The 21,545-nt window shown below is 29.1% G+C and carries 18 protein-coding genes and 1 pseudogene; 2 read left to right on the forward strand and 17 right to left on the reverse strand.

From position 1 onward, the window contains the following. Positions 1–3: 3 nt before the first annotated feature. The 6 genes from carA (ACTG46_RS18970) to ACTG46_RS18995 form a co-directional block, all read right to left on the reverse strand. Entirely contained in the window at positions 4–1,053 is a 1,050-nt protein-coding gene (gene carA, locus ACTG46_RS18970) for a glutamine-hydrolyzing carbamoyl-phosphate synthase small subunit (protein WP_054272032.1), read from the reverse strand. 257 nt (positions 1,054–1,310) lie between these two features. Continuing rightward, complete coding sequence (carB, locus tag ACTG46_RS18975; protein ID WP_074178769.1) at positions 1,311–4,517, reverse strand: carbamoyl-phosphate synthase large subunit; 3,207 nt, start codon at positions 4,515–4,517, stop codon at positions 1,311–1,313. A gap of 52 nt (positions 4,518–4,569) precedes the next feature. Next, the gene (carA, locus tag ACTG46_RS18980; RefSeq protein ID WP_479923390.1) at positions 4,570–5,613 is read right to left on the reverse strand and encodes a glutamine-hydrolyzing carbamoyl-phosphate synthase small subunit; all 1,044 of its coding nucleotides are present in this window, start codon (positions 5,611–5,613) and stop codon (positions 4,570–4,572) included. 25 nt (positions 5,614–5,638) lie between these two features. Beyond that, positions 5,639–6,355 (reverse strand): orotidine-5'-phosphate decarboxylase, encoded by a 717-nt coding sequence (gene pyrF / locus ACTG46_RS18985; protein ID WP_054277797.1) that lies wholly within the window; start codon positions 6,353–6,355, stop codon positions 5,639–5,641. 375 nt (positions 6,356–6,730) lie between these two features. Continuing rightward, entirely contained in the window at positions 6,731–7,366 is a 636-nt protein-coding gene (locus ACTG46_RS18990; RefSeq protein WP_054277798.1) for a DUF1847 domain-containing protein, read from the reverse strand. Positions 7,367–7,389: 23 nt separating this feature from the next. Then, positions 7,390–8,304 carry a nitroreductase family protein gene (locus ACTG46_RS18995; RefSeq protein WP_407815158.1) on the reverse strand — a complete coding sequence of 305 codons (915 nt, stop codon included), beginning with the start codon at positions 8,302–8,304 and terminating at the stop codon, positions 7,390–7,392. Positions 8,305–8,672: 368 nt separating this feature from the next. Between ACTG46_RS18995 and ACTG46_RS19000 the strand changes: the two genes are divergently transcribed. Continuing rightward, entirely contained in the window at positions 8,673–9,902 is a 1,230-nt protein-coding gene (locus tag ACTG46_RS19000) for an aminopeptidase (protein WP_479923391.1), read from the forward strand. A gap of 204 nt (positions 9,903–10,106) precedes the next feature. On the opposite strand, the gene ACTG46_RS19005 is transcribed toward ACTG46_RS19000, so the two are convergent. The 9 genes and pseudogenes from ACTG46_RS19005 to ACTG46_RS19045 all read right to left on the reverse strand — a co-directional run bounded on the left by ACTG46_RS19005 (position 10,107) and on the right by ACTG46_RS19045 (position 18,537). Then, on the reverse strand, positions 10,107–12,488 hold the full coding sequence (locus tag ACTG46_RS19005) for a homocysteine S-methyltransferase family protein (RefSeq protein ID WP_074178766.1): 2,382 nt from the start codon (positions 12,486–12,488) through the stop codon (positions 10,107–10,109). Then, a complete protein-coding gene (locus ACTG46_RS19010; protein WP_074178765.1) occupies positions 12,466–13,185 on the reverse strand; it encodes a vitamin B12 dependent-methionine synthase activation domain-containing protein in 720 nt (239 codons plus the stop codon). Before ACTG46_RS19010 ends, ACTG46_RS19005 begins: the two co-directional genes overlap by 23 nt. After that, positions 13,175–13,630 carry an S-ribosylhomocysteine lyase gene (locus tag ACTG46_RS19015; protein ID WP_021386558.1) on the reverse strand — a complete coding sequence of 152 codons (456 nt, stop codon included), beginning with the start codon at positions 13,628–13,630 and terminating at the stop codon, positions 13,175–13,177. The genes ACTG46_RS19010 and ACTG46_RS19015 overlap by 11 nt, the downstream gene beginning before the upstream one ends. Positions 13,631–13,903: 273 nt before the next feature. Next, a complete protein-coding gene (locus ACTG46_RS19020; RefSeq protein ID WP_479923392.1) occupies positions 13,904–15,091 on the reverse strand; it encodes a sensor histidine kinase in 1,188 nt (395 codons plus the stop codon). After that, on the reverse strand, positions 15,081–15,281 hold the full coding sequence (locus ACTG46_RS19025) for a winged helix-turn-helix domain-containing protein (protein WP_054272029.1): 201 nt from the start codon (positions 15,279–15,281) through the stop codon (positions 15,081–15,083). The genes ACTG46_RS19020 and ACTG46_RS19025 overlap by 11 nt, the downstream gene beginning before the upstream one ends. A gap of 129 nt (positions 15,282–15,410) precedes the next feature. Beyond that, positions 15,411–16,520, reverse strand: a complete 1,110-nt coding sequence (gene tnpB, locus ACTG46_RS19030) for an IS200/IS605 family element RNA-guided endonuclease TnpB (RefSeq protein ID WP_479923393.1) — start codon at positions 16,518–16,520, stop codon at positions 15,411–15,413. Positions 16,521–16,546: 26 nt separating this feature from the next. After that, positions 16,547–16,612 (reverse strand): annotated as a pseudogene (locus ACTG46_RS19035) (IS200/IS605 family transposase); the annotation flags it as partial. Positions 16,613–17,192: 580 nt separating this feature from the next. Then, entirely contained in the window at positions 17,193–17,684 is a 492-nt protein-coding gene (locus ACTG46_RS19040; protein WP_479923394.1) for a response regulator transcription factor, read from the reverse strand. 136 nt (positions 17,685–17,820) lie between these two features. Then, entirely contained in the window at positions 17,821–18,537 is a 717-nt protein-coding gene (locus ACTG46_RS19045) for a M15 family metallopeptidase (RefSeq protein ID WP_054277805.1), read from the reverse strand. Between the two features lie 126 nt (positions 18,538–18,663). On the opposite strand from ACTG46_RS19045, the gene ACTG46_RS19050 reads away from it, so the two are divergent. Next, the gene (locus tag ACTG46_RS19050) at positions 18,664–19,404 is read left to right on the forward strand and encodes a tRNA 2-thiocytidine biosynthesis TtcA family protein (RefSeq protein ID WP_479923395.1); all 741 of its coding nucleotides are present in this window, start codon (positions 18,664–18,666) and stop codon (positions 19,402–19,404) included. Between the two features lie 228 nt (positions 19,405–19,632). Here the strand turns inward: ACTG46_RS19050 and ACTG46_RS19055 are convergent, their stop codons facing one another. Beyond that, complete coding sequence (locus tag ACTG46_RS19055; protein WP_479923396.1) at positions 19,633–20,484, reverse strand: metallophosphoesterase; 852 nt, start codon at positions 20,482–20,484, stop codon at positions 19,633–19,635. 25 nt (positions 20,485–20,509) lie between these two features. Beyond that, complete coding sequence (locus tag ACTG46_RS19060) at positions 20,510–21,448, reverse strand: SDR family oxidoreductase (RefSeq protein WP_054272037.1); 939 nt, start codon at positions 21,446–21,448, stop codon at positions 20,510–20,512. Positions 21,449–21,545 lie beyond the last annotated feature (97 nt).

A 21,545-nucleotide genomic window follows, 5' to 3' on the forward strand; every position in this document is an offset into this window, starting at 1 on the left:
TATTTATTTTACTAACTCTAAAAACTTGTCGAAAATATAATCATTATCTTTTGGTCCTGGGCAAGCTTCAGGATGGTACTGAACACTGTATACATCTAGACTCTCATGTCTCATTCCTTCAACAGTATTATCATTTAAATTTATATGTGTCATTTTCATTTGTTCAGGAACTTCTGAAACATAATATCCATGATTTTGAGAAGTTATAAATACTTTTCCCTCTTCTAAATCTTTAACTGGGTGATTACCACCTCTATGTCCAAATTTAAGTTTAGCAGTCTTTCCTCCAAGAGCTAAAGCTAAAAGTTGATGTCCTAGGCATATTCCAACTATAGGTTTTTTACCGATAAGAGCTTTTATATTTGCTATAACATCTTCTAGGTCTTCTGGATCTCCAGGTCCATTTGACAAGAATATTAAGTCAGGATTTATACTTAATACATCTTCTGGAGATGTTGTGGCTGGAAATATTGTTATATCACATCCACGAGCTGCAAATGATCTTAATATGTTTCTCTTAACTCCAAAATCCATAACAGCCACTTTTGGGCCATTTCCTTTTATATGCTCTACTTCTTTTCTTGTAACTGTTCTAACTGCTTCTGTATTCGAAAACTTATCCAATTTATGTTTAACATCTTCTAACTTACTGTCTTCTAATGTAATTATCCCTTTCATTGTTCCATTATTTCTAAGTATCTTAGTCAAAGCTCTTGTATCTATTCCCTCAAGCCCAATAACTTTATTTTGCTTTAGATATTGGTCTATATCAATTTCACATCTAAAATTACTTGGAGAATCACTTTTCTCTCTTACTATAAATCCCTTTACTTGTACTTTTTCAGATTCTGCTGATGATAAATTTATACCATAATTTCCTACAAGAGGATAAGTCATAGTAACTATTTGACCATAGTAAGAAGGGTCTGTTAGAACTTCACCATATCCTATCATAGAAGTGTTAAATACTACTTCTCCTACACTTTCTTCTAAATATCCAAATGCCTTTCCTATAAAAATTGTGCCATCTTCTAATATTAACCTTGCTTTCATATTACAGTACCTCCTATAATTCTCTTTAGGTAAACTAAAGAACATTAACTAAATATAAGCTTTTAAATATCTATATATATTTTTCACTTTTACATTCTAGTTTTATACTTATTTACACTTATTTTTTATCTTTTTCTATTATACTACAAATTTCCTAAAAAAAAGAAGTTATCTCAAAAGTAAAAACTCATAGAAAAAATAACTTCTTATTTTTAATTTAATAATTAAATTCTTAAACTATATAATCAAATTAATGTCTATTCAGCTATATTGTAAACTTTTAACTTATCTTTGTTTAGATGTTTCTTCTTAACTTCTACTAAAGCTTTTAATGTATCCAAAGATGTCATTATTTCGGTAGAGAACTCAATAGCTGTTCTTCTTATCTTAAATCCATCTCTTGTAGAATCATTTCCTTTAGTTGGTGTATTTATTACTATATCAACTTGTTTATTTCTTATAGCATCTAATATATTTGGTCTAGATTCTTCTACTCTATTTACTGTATCAGCCTCTATTCCATTTTCTCTTAGACTCTTAGCTGTTCCTTCTGTAGCAACAAAAGTATATCCTAACTCTTTCATATCTTTTGCTATCTCTATAAACTCATCTTTGTCAAGATTATTAACAGTAGCAAGCACTACTCCTCTTTCATCAGACATATGTCTACCTGCTGCTAAAAATCCTTTGTATAAAGCTTCTTCTAAGTTTTCTCCTACACCTAGAACCTCTCCTGTAGACTTCATCTCAGGTCCTAGACTTACTTCAACTTTAGATAATTTAGACATTGAGAATACTGGCACTTTTACTGATACTAATTTTGGCTCTTTGTAAACTCCTGTACCATATCCTAAATCTTTTAATTTTGCTCCTAACATACATTTAGTTGCTAAGTCAACTATTGGTACTCCACTAACTTTACTTATATATGGAACTGTTCTACTAGCTCTAGGATTAACCTCAATTATATATAATTCATTTTGGAATTCTATAAATTGTATATTAACCATACCAATTACATTAAGTTCTAAAGCTATTTTTTTAGTGTATTCTACTATCTTTTCTTTTATTTCATCAGATATATTTTGACTTGGATACATTGTTGTACTGTCTCCAGAGTGAACTCCAGCTCTTTCTAAATGCTCCATTATACCAGGTATTAATATATCTTCTCTATCACATATCGCATCTACTTCTATTTCTCTACCAGTTAGATATTTATCTATAAGTACTGGGTTTTTGTGGTCTCTATCAAATGCATCCTGTAAGTATTGAGATAATTTTTCTTCATTATAAGTTATTTCCATACCTTGACCACCAAGTACATAAGATGGTCTGACTAATACTGGATAACCCAATTCATTAGCAATTTCAATACCTTCACTAAGCGACCATACGCCTTTTCCTTTTGGTCTATTTATATCTAGTTTTTCTAATAAGTCATCAAACTTCTCTCTATCTTCTGCTGCATCTATATCATCAAAATCAGTACCTAATATAGGTATATTTTTTTCGTGTAAGAACTTAGCTAATTTTATAGCTGTTTGCCCACCAAACTGTAATATTACACCTTCTGGCTTTTCTTTTTCGATTATACTTAGAACTTCTTCTTCTGTTAATGGTTCAAAATACAACTTGTCTGATGTATCAAAATCTGTACTTACTGTCTCAGGGTTATTGTTTATAATTATAGTTTCTATGTCCATTTTTCTTAAAGATTTTACACAATGAACTGAACAATAGTCAAACTCTATACCTTGGCCTATTCTTATTGGCCCAGAACCCAACACTATTACCTTTTTCTTATCACTAACAACTACCTCATCATATTGTTCATAAGTTGAATAATAGTAAGGAGATATAGCATCTATCTCACCTGCACAAGTATCAACCATCTTATATGCTGGTTTTATATTATATAGACTTCTCAATTCATATAATTTTTCTGGGCTTATCTTCATTAAGTCAGATATACCTTTATCAGAAAATCCTTTTTTCTTTAATTCAAGAAGATAATCTTTAGTTAAATCCTCAATTTTCATAACTTTTAATTTTTCTTCTTGCTCTACTATCCATTTAAATTTATTTATAAACCATTTGTCTATACCTGTAATTTGCTCTATCATTTCTACTTTATAGCCTCTTCTTATCATCTCAGCTAAGTCAAATAGTCTCTCATCATCAGGTACTACAACTCTTTTCTTTAGTTCCTCAATACTTCTTTCTTCAGATGGTGTGTGAACCAATGAATATTTTCCTGTCTCAAGTGATCTTATTCCTTTAAGAATAGCCGCTTCAAAGTTACTTCCTATACTCATTATTTCACCAGTTGCCATCATCTTAGTTCCTAATTTTCTATTTGCTTTTTTAAATTTATCAAATGGCCATTTTGGTATTTTTGCTACTACATAATCTATAGTTGGCTCAAAACAAGCATAAGTTTTTTTAGTTACTGCATTTTCTATCTCATCTAAAGTGTATCCTAGAGCTATTTTTGATGAAACTTTAGCTATTGGATACCCTGTAGCTTTTGATGCTAAAGCTGATGATCTACTAACTCTTGGATTTATCTCTATAACTGCATATTCAAAACTATGTGGATTAAGTGCAAATTGAACATTACATCCACCTTGAACTTCTACTGCATTTAATATATCTAAAGATGCTTTTTTAAGCATCGCACATTCTTTATTGCTTAAAGTTTGAGTTGGGGCAACCACTATACTATCTCCTGTATGAACTCCAACTGGGTCTATATTCTCCATATTACATACAACAATACAGTTACCTTTTGAATCTCTTATTACTTCATATTCTATTTCTTTCCAACCTTTTATACTCTTTTCAAGAAGAACTTGACCTACTGGACTTAATTGTAATCCATGTGAAAGTATTTCTCTTAATTCTTCTTCATTATCGGCTATACCTCCACCAGTTCCACCTAATGTATACGCTGGTCTTACAACTACTGGATAACCTATTGTAAGTGCATAGTCAAGACCTGCTTGTAAATCTGTAACTATATCACTAACTATTACTGGCTGATTTATTTCTTTCATTACATCTCTAAATATATCTCTATCTTCACCTTTTTTAATAGATTCTACTGAAGTTCCTATTATCTTTACTCCATATTTATCTAGTATTCCTTTTTCATAAAGCTCAACTGCTAAGTTTAGCCCTGTTTGCCCACCCATACCTGCAAGTAAACTATCTGGTCTTTCTTTTTCTATTATTTTTTCTATAAATTCTATTGTTAATGGTTCTATATATATTTTATCTGCCACTTCTTTATCAGTCATTATCGTAGCTGGATTACTGTTTATTAATACAACTTCAATTCCCTCTTCTTTTAAAGATTGGCAAGCTTGTGTCCCTGAATAGTCAAATTCCGCTGCTTGACCTATTATTATTGGTCCTGACCCTAATACTAAAGTTTTCTTTATACTATCTAATTTAGGCATAAATTTTTCTCCTTATCTAAATGGTTTTTACTATCTGTAAATAATACTAAATCTATATTAATGCTAAGAATTTGTTAAATATACAATCTAAATCTTCTATTGTTGTGTATTCTGGAATGTACTGAACACTATATATTGGTAATTCTTTATGTTTCATTCCTTCTATAGTATTGTCATTTAAATTTATATGAGTTATCTCTGTATTTTCTGGCATTTCTGAAACATTATATCCATGATTTTGAGAAGTTATAAACACTTTTCCAGTTTCTAAACATTTAACTGGATGATTTCCTCCTCTATGTCCAAATGTAAGCTTTGAAGTTTTTCCTCCTAATGCCAAGGCTAAAATTTGATGTCCTAAACCGATTCCTGTCAGTGGCTTTTTACCTACTAAATTTTTTATATTTTCAACTATATCATTTACATCTTCTGGATTCCCTGGTCCATTAGATAATAATATTAAGTCAGGATTTATATTTAAAATTTCTTCTGATGTAGTCATCGCTGGTACTATAGTTATATCACAGTTACAAGCTTTAAGAGACTCTAGTATACTATTTTTAACACCAAAATCTATAACTACAACTTTTGCACCATTCCCTTTAATATTTTCAATTTCTTTTCTTGTAACATTTTTTACTGAATCCTTGTTACAATGCTCTGCTAACTTAGATTCAACATCTTGTAATGATGCATTTTCTAAAGTTATGATACCTCTCTTTGTTCCATTATTTCTAATAATTTTAGTTAATGCTCTTGTATCTATCCCTTCAAGCCCTATTACCTTATTTTGCTTTAGGTATGTGTCTATATCCATCTCACATCTAAAATTATTTGGGTTATCACTTTTTTCTCTTACAATAAATCCTTTTACTTGTACTTTATTTGATTCTACATCTTCTAGATTTATCCCATAGTTACCTATAAGTGGATAAGTCATAGTAACTATTTGTCCATAATAAGTTGCATCTGTTAATAGTTCTCCATATCCAGCCATTGAAGTGTTAAATACAACTTCTCCAACAGTTTCTTTTAGATATCCAAATGCTTTTCCTTCAAATACTGTTCCATCTTCTAAAATTAATTTCCCCTTCATATAAGCTACCTCCCAAATATTTTATCTAAGCATTTTCTATTTCTTTTACAATATTAATCGCTGATTCTCTTGGATTTTCTGCTTTTGTTATAGGTCTTCCAACAACTAAATAATGAGCTCCTCTTTTTATTGCATCTGATGGAGTTACAACTCTTTTTTGGTCTCCAACCTCTGCTGATTTAGGTCTTATGCCTGGACAAACTGTTATAAAATCAGTTCCACATGCTTCTACTATCTTATCTACTTCTTGTGCTGAACAAACAACCCCATCTATTCCTGATTCTTTTGCCAGTTTAGCTCTCTTTATAGCTAACTCTTCTGTTGTCATATTGCATCCTATATCTTGTAAGTCTTGATTGCTTAATGAAGTTAGAACTGTTACTCCAACTACTAAAGGCTTTTCTATATTTAATCTTTCTGCTTCTTCTTTAGCAACTAGTGCACACTGTCTCATTCCTTCCATATCTGATACATGTATTGTCATTAACCAAACATTATCTCTCACTGCAGCTCTTACTGCACTTTTCATAGTATTTGGAATATCATGGAATTTAAGGTCTAAAAATATTTTTTTCCCTTTTTCTTTAAGATAATCTATTGTTTTTCCTTTTGTAGCAACATATTGTTCTAATCCTACTTTAAATATATCTACACTATCCTCTAATTTGTCTATTAATTCTTTAGCTTTATCAAATTCGTCAGTATCAATTGCAACTATTAATTTTTCTTTACCATTTATCATTTTTACATCTCCTTTTTAATAAAGCCTAAATCTTCATAAAAAAATCCTCACACCAAAAGAGGCACAAGGATTTTATCTATACATAACTCAATTCTTAGCTATGAGATATCTTTCCCAGTCTCTCTGGACTAGTTTAAAAGACTTTATTATATTTAAATTTTTATTTTATACTCATCAAAAACCTCTAGAAGATTTACTAGAGGTTATATATTAACACTATCTATAACCCTTTAGTCTCTCTGGACTAATTTAAGGAATTTAGCTGTAATATTTTTCTTTATTAATATAACTTTATGTATCTCTAAGATAATTTAAAGTTTTATCTTTTTTTATAATTAAACCACTAATTGCTTTTTATGTCAATAAGTCTTTGAATTATTCTTCATCTTTATCAAACAATTTTTTTTCAAAATATGACTCTGCATTATATATCGCAGCAGCTGGATTATGCCCAGTTACTCTATCTTTGACAATTAGAGTTGTTATAGGAGCTTCCATATATTTCATGGCTAATGTATCATGTCCAACACATAATCCAAGAATTACATTAAGGTCAACTTTAGCTTCATTTAAAAACAAAGCCTGTCCTATTGGATTACACATTATTTCATCTGCACACTTTGATATTGTTTGAGATGCTTCTAAGCCAACTGTGCTCTTAGATATTGCTCCATTTTTACATATAACCGAAAATACTTCAAATCCATGGTGTTCAAATATTTTTTGTACTGTTTGCATTTCTCTTTTTAATCCAATACAAAATGCTATACCTATTTTTTTATAATCACATTTCTTAGCAAACTCTATTATCTCTTTTAGTCTAGTATATTGACAATACCCTTCTGACTCAACTAATCCAGCATTATAAGCTATTTTTCTATTTTCCTCTTCCTCATAAAGTTGTTTTGCTTTTTGTTGTAGTTCAACTTCTCTAGTAGGACATATCTTCATTAGCTTATCCATATTTCCATCAGAACAACCCCTAAGATTACACTTTCCACACTTGTACATATCCAATATCCCCTTCCAAAATTTTATTCTTCTTGTGATTCTTCTTTCTCTGGACTTACACTTTCTTCTGGTATCTCTTCTTCTGGTTTCACATGCTCAACTACAGTTATAAAATATGATTTTCCTATTTTATTTCTTATTGGAAGTTTTTCATATGAAACATCTATTTTATTTTTTATACATGCTATGTCAAAATGTCTTAATCCTACGCCTAAGCTAACTTTATTCATATCTTCACAATGTTTCTTAGGTTTTTTTTCAAATAAATGAAGACCTCGTTCATCCTTATGGAAATACCACGGTTGAGAATTCTTTATAGATGGAGCTCTTCTTGTAAATTCTAATACTTCTTTCCACTTTTTATTTCTGTTTATTTTATTTATCATATCTTTTACTGGTTTTCTATCAGGTCTAGCATATCTTGTTCTAAATAAATCCTCATTTCTCGCTGGATATCCAAAAGCTATTATTATATAAGGATACTCTATTTCTTCTTCCTTATCTTCTTCTGTTTTTATTCCAGCTAAATAATCTAAATCGTCTTCTTCATCTTCTTCAGAGTTTTTATTTCCTATATCTACAAATTCTAAAATATCTTCTCTCTTTAAGTTTCCCTCCAGCCAACAGGTAGCTACACCCAATGTTGTAAGACGTAAAACTACACCTTCTGTAGCAAAACCTATATTTTGTAAATAATCTTCACCTTTATTTGATGTGATTACTATATAATGAGGTGCTTTTACTTTACATTCCTTACCCATTAAGAAATGTATTATATGACCTCTATCAACAACATGCGCTTTAATATTTAAATCTTCATTTAAATATTCTAAATTTTTACAACTTCTCTTTATTTCTTCCATTAATGGCTTTTTTATCTTATTACTGGAAAAATTTCTTACAGATTTTCTATAAAAAATGGCTTCATAAAGCTCCATTTATGCCCTCCTAACTGAAATCTTCTGTTCATAATATATAAACTACTATATTTAAACATATATAAGCTTTGCCAGAAAATTTTTTATTTCATTATTTATATTTATCTCATTATTATATTATAAGTTTTTTTCAGTATTCTTGTATAGCTTTTCACTAAAAAAGTATTTTTATTTCTACTTTAATACTAATATCAACAAAAAATATTCTTCCAATTAAGTTTGTGCTTCTAAACAATCTGTTTTAATTAAAATAGATATTTTTTATTTCTTAGTTTATAGAGTATAAATATTTTAAATATGACCCAAAATCTAAGTAATGTTATAATACTTTATAGGTTATTCAATATTAAAAATATAGGAGGATAAACATGGATTTAAATAGAAATTTAGAGAAATATGCTGAATTGGCAATCAAGGTCGGGATTAACATACAGCCAGGTCAAACTTTACTTATAAAATCACCAATAGAATGTGCTGATTTTGCAAGAAATGCACTTAAAGAAGCATATAAATGTGGTGCTAAAAATGTATATATAGAATGGTCTGATGAAGAAAGTGCTCTTATTAAGTATTTATATGCTCCAGATGAAGCATTTCATGAGTTCCCAAAATGGACAGCAGAACAATATGTAGATATAGCAAAAGAAGGTGGAGCATTTTTATCAGTATATGCTCAAAATCCTGACTTACTAAAAGATGTTGACCCTGAAAGAGTGGCAAATTTTCAAAAAGCATCTGGTAAGGCTTTAAAAGAATGGCGTTCTTATACTCTAACTGATAAATGTAAATGGAGCATAGTTTCTGTGCCAACAAAAGCATGGGCAAAAAAAGTATTTCCAAATTTATCAGAAGAAAAAGCAATCGAAGAATTATGGAATGCTATATTTAAGTGTTCAAGAGTAGATGGTCAAGACCCTATAAAAGCATGGGAGGAACATAATAAAAATCTTAAGTCTAAAATGGATTTCTTAAATAAAAATAATTTTAAAACTTTAAAATATAAATCTTCAAAAACTGATTTGACTTTAGATTTGCCAAAAGATCATATTTGGTTAAGTGGAGCATCTAAAGACCCTAATGGAATAAGCTTTAATCCTAACATCCCAACAGAAGAAATTTTTGGAATGCCACATAAGTTTAAAGTGAATGGAACTGTTTATAGTACTAAACCTCTTGTTTATGGTGGAAATATAATTGATAATTTCTTCTTAACTTTTAAAGATGGAAAAATAATAGATTTTTCTGCTGAAAAAGGACTTGAAACTTTAAAGAAACTTATTGAAACAGATGAAGGTTCTCAATATTTAGGAGAAGTTGCTCTTGTTCCATACAACTCACCAATATCCAATACAGATATAATTTTTTATAATACTCTATATGATGAGAATGCTTCTTGCCATTTTGCAATTGGTTCTGCTTACAGAACTTGTCTAGATGGTGGAAACAATTTAAAAGATGAAGAATTGGATGAATATGGTGTAAATGATAGCTTAACACATGTAGACTTTATGATTGGGTCTGATGATATGGATATTATAGGAGAAACTTATGATGGAAAGCAAATACAAATTTTTAAAAATGGCAACTGGGCTTTTTAATCTATGCTTTAACTAAAAAGGGCTGATGGAAGTTATACCAGACTTCCCAGCCCTTTTTAATGTTGATGATAAATATTTTTTTATATTAATTAATCTCATTTTTATAGATTAATTCCTATTGTTTCAAACATAAGTATCTAAAACTTATATCTATATTATATATAAAATATCCTATTTAGTAAAACCTTTATTTTAATTTACATGCTAAAAATTTAACTTTGCTATTTCAACAGCAGATTTTGCATCCTTTGAATAATAGTCAGCACCCATTTCTTCTGCATATTCTTCTGTCAAAACTGCACCTCCTACAAATACTTTCGCATTTATATCATTATCTCTTAATGCTTGAATCGTATCTTTCATGCTTTGAACAGTTGTAGTCATAAGTGCACTTAATCCTACTAATTTTATATTTCTTTTTTTGGCTACTTCTACTACTTCTTCAATTGGAACATCTTTCCCTAAATCTATAACTTCATATCCATAATTTTCTAGCATTATTTTTACTATATTTTTTCCAATATCATGGATATCGCCTTTTACTGTGGCAACTATTATTTTTCCTTTAGATACATTATCACTACTTTTACTTAATAAAGTTTCCTTTATTGTATTTAATGAAGCTTTAACTGTCTCTGCTGATTGAATCAATTGCGGTAAGAATATATCTCCACTATCATATCTCTTTCCTACTTTATCAAGGGCAGGAATTAAAATCTCATCTAATATATAATTTTCATCCTTTTCCTTCAAAAGATTCAGTGTTACATTTTTTGCTTCATCTTTTAATCCTCTTTCAACTAAAACATCTAGAGACAAATCTTTGTCAGTTTTCGTAGAAGAGTCTGATTTTTTTGAATTATTTATATTGCTATATTGATTTATATATTTGATACATCCTTTATCTGTATTATTTAAGATTCTAAAAGAGTTAATAGCCTCCATCATACTATATTCATTTGGATTTATAATTGCTAAATCAAGACCTGCTCCTAAAGCTAATGTTAGAAAAGAAGCATTAAGTGCTTTTCTATTTGGAAGTCCGAATGAAATATTTGAAACACCTAAAATAGTTTTTACTCCCAATGTCTTTACCATTGTTATAGCCTTTATCGTCTCTATTGCTTCCTCTTGTTGTGCTGACACAGTTAATGATAAACAATCTATAAATATATCTTTTGGCTTTATTCCATAAGAAACTGCTCTATCTACTATTCTTTTTGCTATTTCAAACCTTTCTTCAGCTTTTTTAGGTATACCTTTTTCATCAAGAGTAAGTCCAACTACACATGAACCATACTTTTTGACTATTGGTAATATACTTTCTAAAGACTCCTCTTTGCCATTTACAGAGTTTACTATTGTTCTACCATTATAATATCTAAGCCCTTGTTCTAATGCCTCTACATTGGAAGAATCGACTTGTAAAGGTGTATCTACTACTGCCTGTATTTCTCTTATTAATTTTGGCATTAATTTTTTCTCATCTACCTCTGGTAAACCAACATTTACTCCTAATATTTGTGCCCCAGCATTTACTTGTTCTAGTCCTAAGTTTATTGCATAATCTAAATTTTCATTTTTCAATGCTTCTTGAAGAGATTTTCTTCCTGTAGGATTCAATCTTTCTCCAACAACTATAGGTGATTCTACTTCTACAAATTTTGATGGTGAACAAACTACACATTTGTCAATTTTCTCTATATTTCCCTTTACAACAGAATTTATATTATCAGATATTTCTTTTATAAAACTTGGATTTGTACCACAGCATCCACCTATTATAGTAGCACCAACCTCAACGAATTTCTTAACACCTTCAAAAAACTCTTTTGCATCAACATCATATATAGCCTCTCCATCAACTATATTTGGTAAACCAGCATTTGCTTGGACCATCACAGGTATTGTAGCTCTTGATACTATTTTTTTTACTATTGGTAAAAGTTGTTTCGGTCCTAATGAACAGTTTACTCCTATTGCATCAACACCCAATCCTTCTATAGTAGCCACCATACTCTCTGGCATACATCCAGTAAAACTTCTTCCTCCTTCATCAAATGTCATAGTACAGAAAACAGGTAAATCAGAATTTTCCTTTGCAGCTAATACAGCTGCTTTAGCTTCATATAAATCCATCATAGTCTCTATTACTATCACATCAACACCAGATTTTGCGCCCTGTAATACTTGTCTTTTAAATATTTCATATGCTCTATCAAAACTTAAAGTCCCCATAGGCTCTAACATCTCTCCTATAGGCCCAATATCTAATGCTACATATCTAGGTTTAGTTTTATCTACATTTTCTATAGCTTTTCTAGCCACTAAAACAGCATTATCAATCACTTCTTCTACTGTATAGTTACTATCTAATTTTAGCTCATTACATCCAAAAGTATTTGTAAGAATTACGTTTGAACCTGCCTCTAAATATGAGGTATGTATTTCTATAAGTTTGTCTGGATTTTGAATACCAAACACTTCTGGGTTTTCACCTAACTTTAAACCTTTTTGTTGAAGCATTGTTCCCATTGCACCATCAAATATTAGTATATTATTCTTAAGATATTGTCTTATTTCCACAAGAATTCTCTCCTTTTCTATATGTACAGTTTCTATAGTTTTTACAATTTTCACACGATTTTTCTTTTTTAGATTCATCTATTTTTATATTAGAAATACCTATGATAGCCACTACTGACTTTCTAGGTATCATAATCCCATTGGAAGTAATTGTTAAACCTATTTGTTTTTGAGCATTTAACACATTTAATATATCTATATTTTTTTCTATTGGTAAATCTCCATATCCTGGACTATATCGCATAGTTATAAATTTATTTTGTTCTAAAAAAACCTTTTCTACATTATCTTGAATGATATCACATACTTCTTCTATTGCTGTTGTTCCACATGAATCTATTATTAGTCCTTTTGTTAAATCTGAATAAGAATGTCTTTTTATTTCTTTTTCTATCTCTAATCCTAATGTAGCTGCCATAATTACACATTCATTACATTCTTTTAAAAGTTCATATATATCTTTACTTTCTAATGTTAAATTTGTCCCCTCTAACTCTACAACATTATCTTTATTTATTTTAATAGGATAAATCCTAGATAAATATCTAGGATTTATTTTATTTTTAGTTATATCTACACATTCATCAATAGTATCTTTAAGGTCTTTATCTATCTCTTGACCTCTGTATTGTAAGTATCTTAAAACTTCACTTTGATTTATGTTTATATTTCCTTTTTCAATTAAATTATTCTCCATATATGTTTAAAGAAAATCCTTTGTCCAAAACATCTTTTGCGTATTCTTTTGCTCCAAATAAAGATAAATCTCTGTAGTTCCCACATTCTATTGCTGTAGCTGCTGGCATTTCATCTGATTCAACCACTTTTTTTAATGCTTCTTCTAAACCAACCTTAACTGTATTGGCATCTACATCTCCCCATAGTATTAAATAAAATCCTGTTCTACATCCCATTGGAGATAAGTCTATTACTCCCTCTAATGTATCTCTTAAATAAGTTGCTAACAGATGCTCTAAACCATGCATAGCAGCAGTTCCAAAACTCTCTACATTTGGTTGTAAAAATCTTAGGTCAAATTTACTTACCTTATCTCCCTTTACTCCATCAAGTACGCTACATTTTCTTACAAAAGGAGCTTTTACTTTTGTATGGTCTAACTTAAAACTTTCCACTTTTTCCATTATTTAATCCTCCATTATCTTTTAAATTCATTACATTAATTCTAAAAAAAACTCCCCCTATCCATTATTGATAAGAAGAGTATATTATTTCAAATCGTCTCATCGTTGTTAGCAGGACCACCTAATAAAAGGTTGGTATAGGATCACTGAGCTAACTCTCTCCCCTAACTCTTGATAAGTATCTTATTAAACTGACTTAAATTATATATTACTTTTTTATTTTTGTAAACACTTTATCGCTATATTATTCATACATCTAATTATACTTTTGTTTTATAACTCAACTGATTGTATTATTGGCAGTTGTACCTCAAATACAGTTTGATGTTTATTGCTTGAAACAGTGATTTCTCCACCATGTAAGTTTACAATGTTCTTTGTGATTGCAAGACCCAATCCAGACCCTCCAGCATTTCTATTTCTTGACTTTTCAACTCTATAAAATCTGTCAAATATATTTGGTAAATCTAATACTGGAATTGGTTCTCCATAATTTATGACCTTTACAATCGCCATATCTTCTTTTTTCTCTGTGACTATATCTACATAGAGCCCATCTTTTCCATACTTCATAGCATTAGTCATAAGATTCTCAAATACTCTTACTAATTTATTTGGGTCAGCTTTTACAATTAATTTTTCTTCATTAAAATTAACTCTACTAACCATAAATTCCTGCTTAAAATAAATTTCAAATTGAGATACTATCTGACTTAATAGCTCTACTAAATTTATTTCTATCTTATTTAATCTCATTGTATTGTTTTGCATTTTAGTAAGTTCAAACAAATCATTTATGAGTACATTTAAATTTTTCGATTTTTCATATGCAATATTAACATAATACATCATCTGTACTTCATCTTTATACTTACCTTCTTCTATCAATCCTAAATAACCCATTATTGATGTCAAAGGTGTTCTTAAATCATGTGACACATTTGTTATTAAATCTGTTTTGGTTTGCTGAGCTTGTCTCTCTTCAACAGTTATGTTTCTAAGTTGATGAATAATACTATTAATTTTATGTGCTAGTTCATCAATATCATCAACTTCTTTATCCTTTAATTCTTCTAAATCATACTCGATATCTATATTCTTTTGTAAATCACTTTCATCCATTGAATTTACAGCATCTAAAATAACTTCTAACTTCTGATTTTTTTTATTAGCTTTTTTTATAAAATCTACAACTTGCTTATTTCTCTTGTATGATATTAAAGAATAAATTGCTAACGATGAAATTATAAATAAAAATGGATAAAACAGTCCATCTCCCATAGATGCTCTTAAATCTCTTAAATTATATACAAGATAATTAATTGTAGATAAATGAGTATTAACATATAACAATTTTATTATATAAATGCTTGTTAACATAATTATTAAAGTAATAATGCAACTTATTGCAAAATCTATTATAGGACGAAACATATGATTTAATAAGCTTTTATTTTTCAATTTTATATCCTACTCCCCATACAGTATGAATTATTTTTTCTCCATCTGTATATTTTTCAATTTTATCTCTTATTCTACTCATATGGACCATTACAGTATTATTAGATTGATAATATTTCTCTTTCCATACCTTTTCAAATATTTCTTCTGTACTATATACTCTTCCCTTATTATTTGCTAGTAAGTACAATATCTGAACCTCCCATGACTGAAGTCACAGGGTTCCTGCTTCATAGAATTTCGCATACTAAAATATGTCTTACCAATTCTCCACAGGCTATCCCCGTAGTTCCTACGGTTCTTACATACGTTATCTATTTTAAACTCTTATTAGTCTTAATCCTTCTTTTAGTATATTTATACTTGCATTTATATCTCTATCATGAGTTACATTACAACAAGGACAAATCCATTCTCTTATATTTAAATTCTTCATTTCCTCGTTTTTGTACCCACATTTATTGCATATTTGTGAACTTGCAAAGAATTTACCTACCTTTACAATTTGTCTACCATACCAATTAGCCTTATATTCTAATTGACGAACAAACTCTGACCATGACACATCAGAAATTAAGCGAGATAGTTTACTATTTCTAGTCATATTCTTTACTTGTAAATCCTCTATGCAAATAATATCATTCTCTCGTATTAATTTAGTAGATAGTTTTTGTAGAAAATCCTTCCTTTGATTAGCTATATGTTCTTGAAGTCTTGCAACTTTTAATCTTGCTTTATTTCTATTTAAACTACCAATTGTTTTTCTCGATAGTTCTCTTTGTAATTTAGCAAGTTTGTTTAATGACTTCTTAAGATACTTAGGATTTTCTATAAAGTCTCCACAACTTGAGATACAAAATTCTTTAATTCCTAAATCTAAACCTATCTGACTATTAGTATTTTCAAATGCTTTAATATCTATATCAGTACAACATAATGATACATAATATTTACCACTTGGTTCTTTGGATATAGTAGCATTAAGTATTCTTCCTTGAGGTACTTGTTTATCCCTTACTTTAACCATACCAAGTTTAGGTAATTTTATATATTGACTAAGGTACAGAATATTTCCATTTGTAAAGTTTGTTCTATATGAAAATCTATTAGTTTTCTTTGATTTAAATTTAGGAAATCCTATATTTTCTTTAAAGAATTTTTTATATGCGTTTTCTAAATCTTTTAAGGTATTTTGTAGTGAAAATTTGTCAGGTTCTTTAAGCCACTCTAATTCTCTTTTTAAATTGGTCAAATCAGAACTGCACTGTTTATAAGTAAAAGTTTCTTTATCGCTTTCATAAACTTCTATTTTTTTAGCAAGATATTTATTATATACAAATCTACAACATCCAAAAGTTTTGTTAATTAACTCTTGCTGTTTTTTATTTGGATACATTCTAAACTTATAAGCTTTTTCCACTACTATCACCTCACTTTACTTGTTTTTTATGATTATGTTAATACTAGATGTCTATATTTTACACACCATACTATATGGTATTTTACTAAATATACATATCCAAGTCACTTCCATTTTTCATTATCCACTCTAATATTAACAAGTACAATTTTTTAAAACAAGTTTTTTGAAGGTTTTTATATTTATTTTTAAATAACATATGTAAGAACCGTAAGTCCTAACTTTTATCATTTTTGAGGTTGTCGTTCACATAAGTTCGCTACTACCTATGCAGTTCTCTTATGAACTTCTTACACTTTCATGTAAGCACAGACTATATCTTATCCTTCGGAGTTATCCGTTAAGGTCTACCCACTTCCACTACCAATAGCTTGTAGTGTACTTCCCTCAAGAGGAATAGTCGTTGAAGTTTCTCCTACTTAGGAGCTTACCTGCTGATTGCCCATTTTAAAGTACTTAGGGTTTAACCTTATACCATCTAACCAATTTTTTCTACTTTCGTAACTTTCACACTTAGGTTTATTTCATCCTTATGTTTTAGTTTGGTTAGCTTTAGGGGTTTCCAGCAATTCAGGTAGTATTGGATAGGTTATATCCTATCTCTACATATAAGTTTCCCTATATGCTGACTATTTTAGCTACTAACTCACGACTAAAGTCACAAGTGTGCGTAGCTATTTTTTAATCAAATTCTCTTGATGTTAAAGTTATGTCCTTCCCAGCTACTGTTACACTATGCTTTTCCTTATCTATTAATAACGCTCCAACTTCTATGGTATTCTTATTTTCATTATTAGCACCACTAAAATAATATGCTCTTCTAATCAAAGATTTGACTCTCACAGTGAGCTCAAGTGGATTAAATGGTTTTGTCAGATAATCATCTGCACCAGTCATTATTCCTTGTATTTTATCCATATCTTCTGATTTTGCACTCAACATAAGTATTGGTATATTTAAACTTTCTCTAACTCTTCTGCAAACTTCTATACCATCCATTTTGGGCATCATTATATCCAACACCATTAAATGAATATTCTCTTTTTTTAAAATTTCTATAGCTTCTTCTCCATCTTCAGCTTTAATTACACTATATCCACTATTTAAAAGATATATCTCTATAAGCTCTCTTATTTCTTTTTCATCATCGACAACAAGAATTGTATTTTCCACTTTTACACATCCCAACTTAACCTTTGTACATAGTTTTTATTCAAATAAAATTATACTATACTTTAGTTAGAATAATCCATTAAATTTCTTCACCTACCCACTTCCAATATAATACAATTTATTTTAAATATTTATATTATTTGCTTTGTAGATATTCTTCTAAAGTTAATCCTCTTGAATAAATTTCCTCGGCAATATCTTTACCAACATATCTAATATGCCATGGTTCATATGCTGTACCAGTTATATCTTCTTTGCCTTTAGGATATCTTATTATAAACCCAAACTTATGAGCATTTTCTGCAAGCCATATAGCTTCTTTTGTACTACCAACAAACCATCTCTCTGGATTTGTTAAGTCAATACAAAGCCCAGTCTGATGCTCACTATGACCAGGTTTTGCCACATATTCATCTGCTTTTTCCTGCCCTTGAGATTTTACTCTTTTTGTATAAGTATCTTGCTGAGTATTGTAAGACCTATATGCTGAAGACCCTAAAAACTGTATTCCTTCTTCACTAGCTTGCTTAACTAAATCTTCCACTGCTTTTGCAGGTTCTCCTGCCATTTGTTTTTCTTCTTCTGTTGCTTCTTCAACAAAAGGTATATTTACTTTAGTAATATTTTCAGGAGCATAATCTTTACTAATTCCATTTGTCTTGTTTACCAGTAATATATTTGCTATACTATTTGAGTGATTTTTATTTTGGGAATTTGATTCAACATCTTTTTCTGAAGCAAATTGAGCAGTTCCTGTTGGTGTTTTATCTTTTATAAGAAATTTATCTTTAGATATAAATACACTTATAAATACTACTATAATAATAGCTAATATTAATTTAATTTTTTTCATGGCTACATCTTCTCCTTTTTTGTATGCTTGTCTATAATGTTAATTTTAGAGTATAAATTTTAAGTATTTTATAAGTAAATCTTAAGTAAATCTTAAATTTAATATTTTTGAAAGGTGGTGCTAAAAATGTCTATACAAAAACTTCTTAGTAAAGCTCGCAAGGCTATACAAGACTTTGATATGATACAAGAAAATGATAAAATTGCTGTTGGACTATCTGGTGGAAAAGATAGTTTAACACTACTTCATATACTTAAAAGCTATCAGAGATTTTCTCCTCAAAAATTTGAATTGATAGCTATAACTCTAAATACTGGTGGTATCGATAATTCTCCACTAAATAAATTGTGTGAGGAAATAGATGTACCCTTTTATGAATTTCAAACTGATATAAAGGAAATTGTGTTTGATATAAGACAAGAAAAAAATCCTTGTGCATTATGTGCTAATTTAAGAAGAGGTGCCCTAAATGATAATGCTAAAAAAATGGGATGTAATAAAGTGGCTCTTGGACATCATAAAGATGATGCAATTGAAACATTTTTAATGTCTATGTTTTATGAAGGCAGAGTAAATTGTTTTTCTCCAAAAACATACTTAGATAGACAAGATTTAACTGTCATAAGACCTATGATTTACATAGAAGAGTATATGACTAAGAAGATTTCAAAAGATTCTAACTATCCTATTATAACAAATCCATGCCCTGCAAATGGTCATACCAGAAGAGAATACATAAAAAATCTTATTGCTGATTTAAATAAAGAGATGCCAGATTTTAAAAGAAATGTATTTGGTGCTTTAAATAATTCAGAGAAACTGTTTGTATGGGATAAAGAAAAGATAAAAAATTTAAATAGTAATTAATACTTTTACAAAAAAGCAAGATTGTATTAATTATAAATAAACCATAAATAACCTACACAATCTTGCTATATTTTTTTATCTTATATTGTTTTAATCTATATCTTAATAGTTATTAATAATGTTTCTATTATCTAATATACTAATTATAACTTGAACATTTGTATCTTACTTAATTCAATCTACTTTTGCAATTTCTACCCATTCTAATAAATAAAATAGTATTTCATATTAAATTAGAATGTTAAATTCTACTATTTCTGGTATATTAAAAAATCTAAATGGTAACTTTGTACTTCCAAGACCTGAACTCACATATAAGTGATTTCCATTTACCTCATAAAATCCTTTAGTATATTTCCTTCCATATGGAGGAGTAACTAAGGCGCCTTTAAAAGGTATTCTTATTTGACCACCATGACTATGCCCAGATAAAACTAAATTCATTGAATCTTTACTAAACATATCGACTAAATCTGGTTCATGTGCTAATAACAAATTAAAATTATTCTTATCAGTCTTATTCTCTAGATATTTTATATCAGGATTTCCATTTAATATTTCATCAACACCTAATATATTAATATACTTATCATCAGCTAACTTTATCTTTTTATTTTCATTTATCAAAAGATTGAAGTTGGAATTTTTCATAATTTGTCTATAATACCTAGGAAGTTTATACATATAATCATGATTGCCGAATACTGAAAATTTTCCCAACCTAGCATTCATACTTGATAAGATAGCTGTAATTTCATCTATATCTGGATTTTTATTGGAATAATCAATTAAATCACCAGTAAATACTATTATATCTGGATTCAAAGCATTAACCTTATTAGCCACTTTTTTAAGGTTCTTAGTTGAGTAAAAACTACCTATCTGAGTATCTGAAATTTGAACTACTTTTATACTTTCGGATTCAGTCTTTACTGTATCATTTTTTACTAAATTTCCACTTTCATTTATACTATATTTTTTCACGATTAATAGACTCGGTTCTATCGCAACTGAGTATATAAAAATCAGAATAAATATCAGCATAAAAATTTTTAAAAAAGATTTAACTCTTAAATTCAAAGCATCTACCTACTTATTTACTTTCTTAGACTATTTGCATCACAGATTCAACTTTGTCCATTTTTCTGTCATGCATTTTTGGTTTATTAGCTAAAAACCATTTATATGTAGCTGTAAGCCCTTCTTTTAATAATACATTTGGTATATAAAGCCCATGTTCAATAAGCTTATTTATATCCAGATTGAAGTCTATGTTTCTAAATGGGAAATATGTTCTTTCTCTAAACTCTACTTTTTCCATATCTACATACTTTATAATAGGTTCTTTACCAATAACTTCTCCACATGTATGTATAAGTTCGTCCCAAGAAATTAACTGTGGATTTGTTACATTATAGGCCTCTCTTACATGAGGATTTTTCATTATACTTTCTAATACCTTTACCAAATCACCAATATATATAAATTGATTGCTTACTTGTTTTCCTTTTGGCACTGGTATTTTTTCATTTTTTTCTATTTTCTCGAAGAAATAATATTCTCTATATAAATTATTATTTTCCCCATATATATAAGTTGGTCTGATAATTATATATGGTATAGAGCTACTTATAACGAAATCCTCTGCTTCTTTTTTATTTAGGCCATATTTTCCCCAGTTTTCATTTTCGCCCTTCTCATTTTCTTCTTTAACATTTCTCCCACTATCTTTGTATACTGCTCCTGCTGACAACACTATATATTTCTTTAGGCTATCTGGGTTTACAAAATCAATAAGATTACTTACATCGTCTTTTGTGTATGCTGTCATATCATATATGTAATCATACTTTCTTCCTCTGATAATGTTTTCCATGTCTTTGCGAACTTTTCTATCACAAATTAGATGTTCTTTAAAACCTGTATAATCTATTTCCTTTTTACCATTTGTAAGTATATCAATTTGATACCCACATTTAATTAAACGCTTAGCAAGTGCAGAACCTATGAAGTCGCTTCCACCCATAATTAAAATAGATTTCATTTTAAGTGCATCCTCCTCTTTTTTAAATGACTTCCTTAATTATAATATCATATTTTTAAATATGCTACAGTATTTTGTATTATTTTTGTTTATAAAA

The sequence above is a fragment of the Clostridioides sp. LIBA-7678 genome, assembly GCF_056716065.1.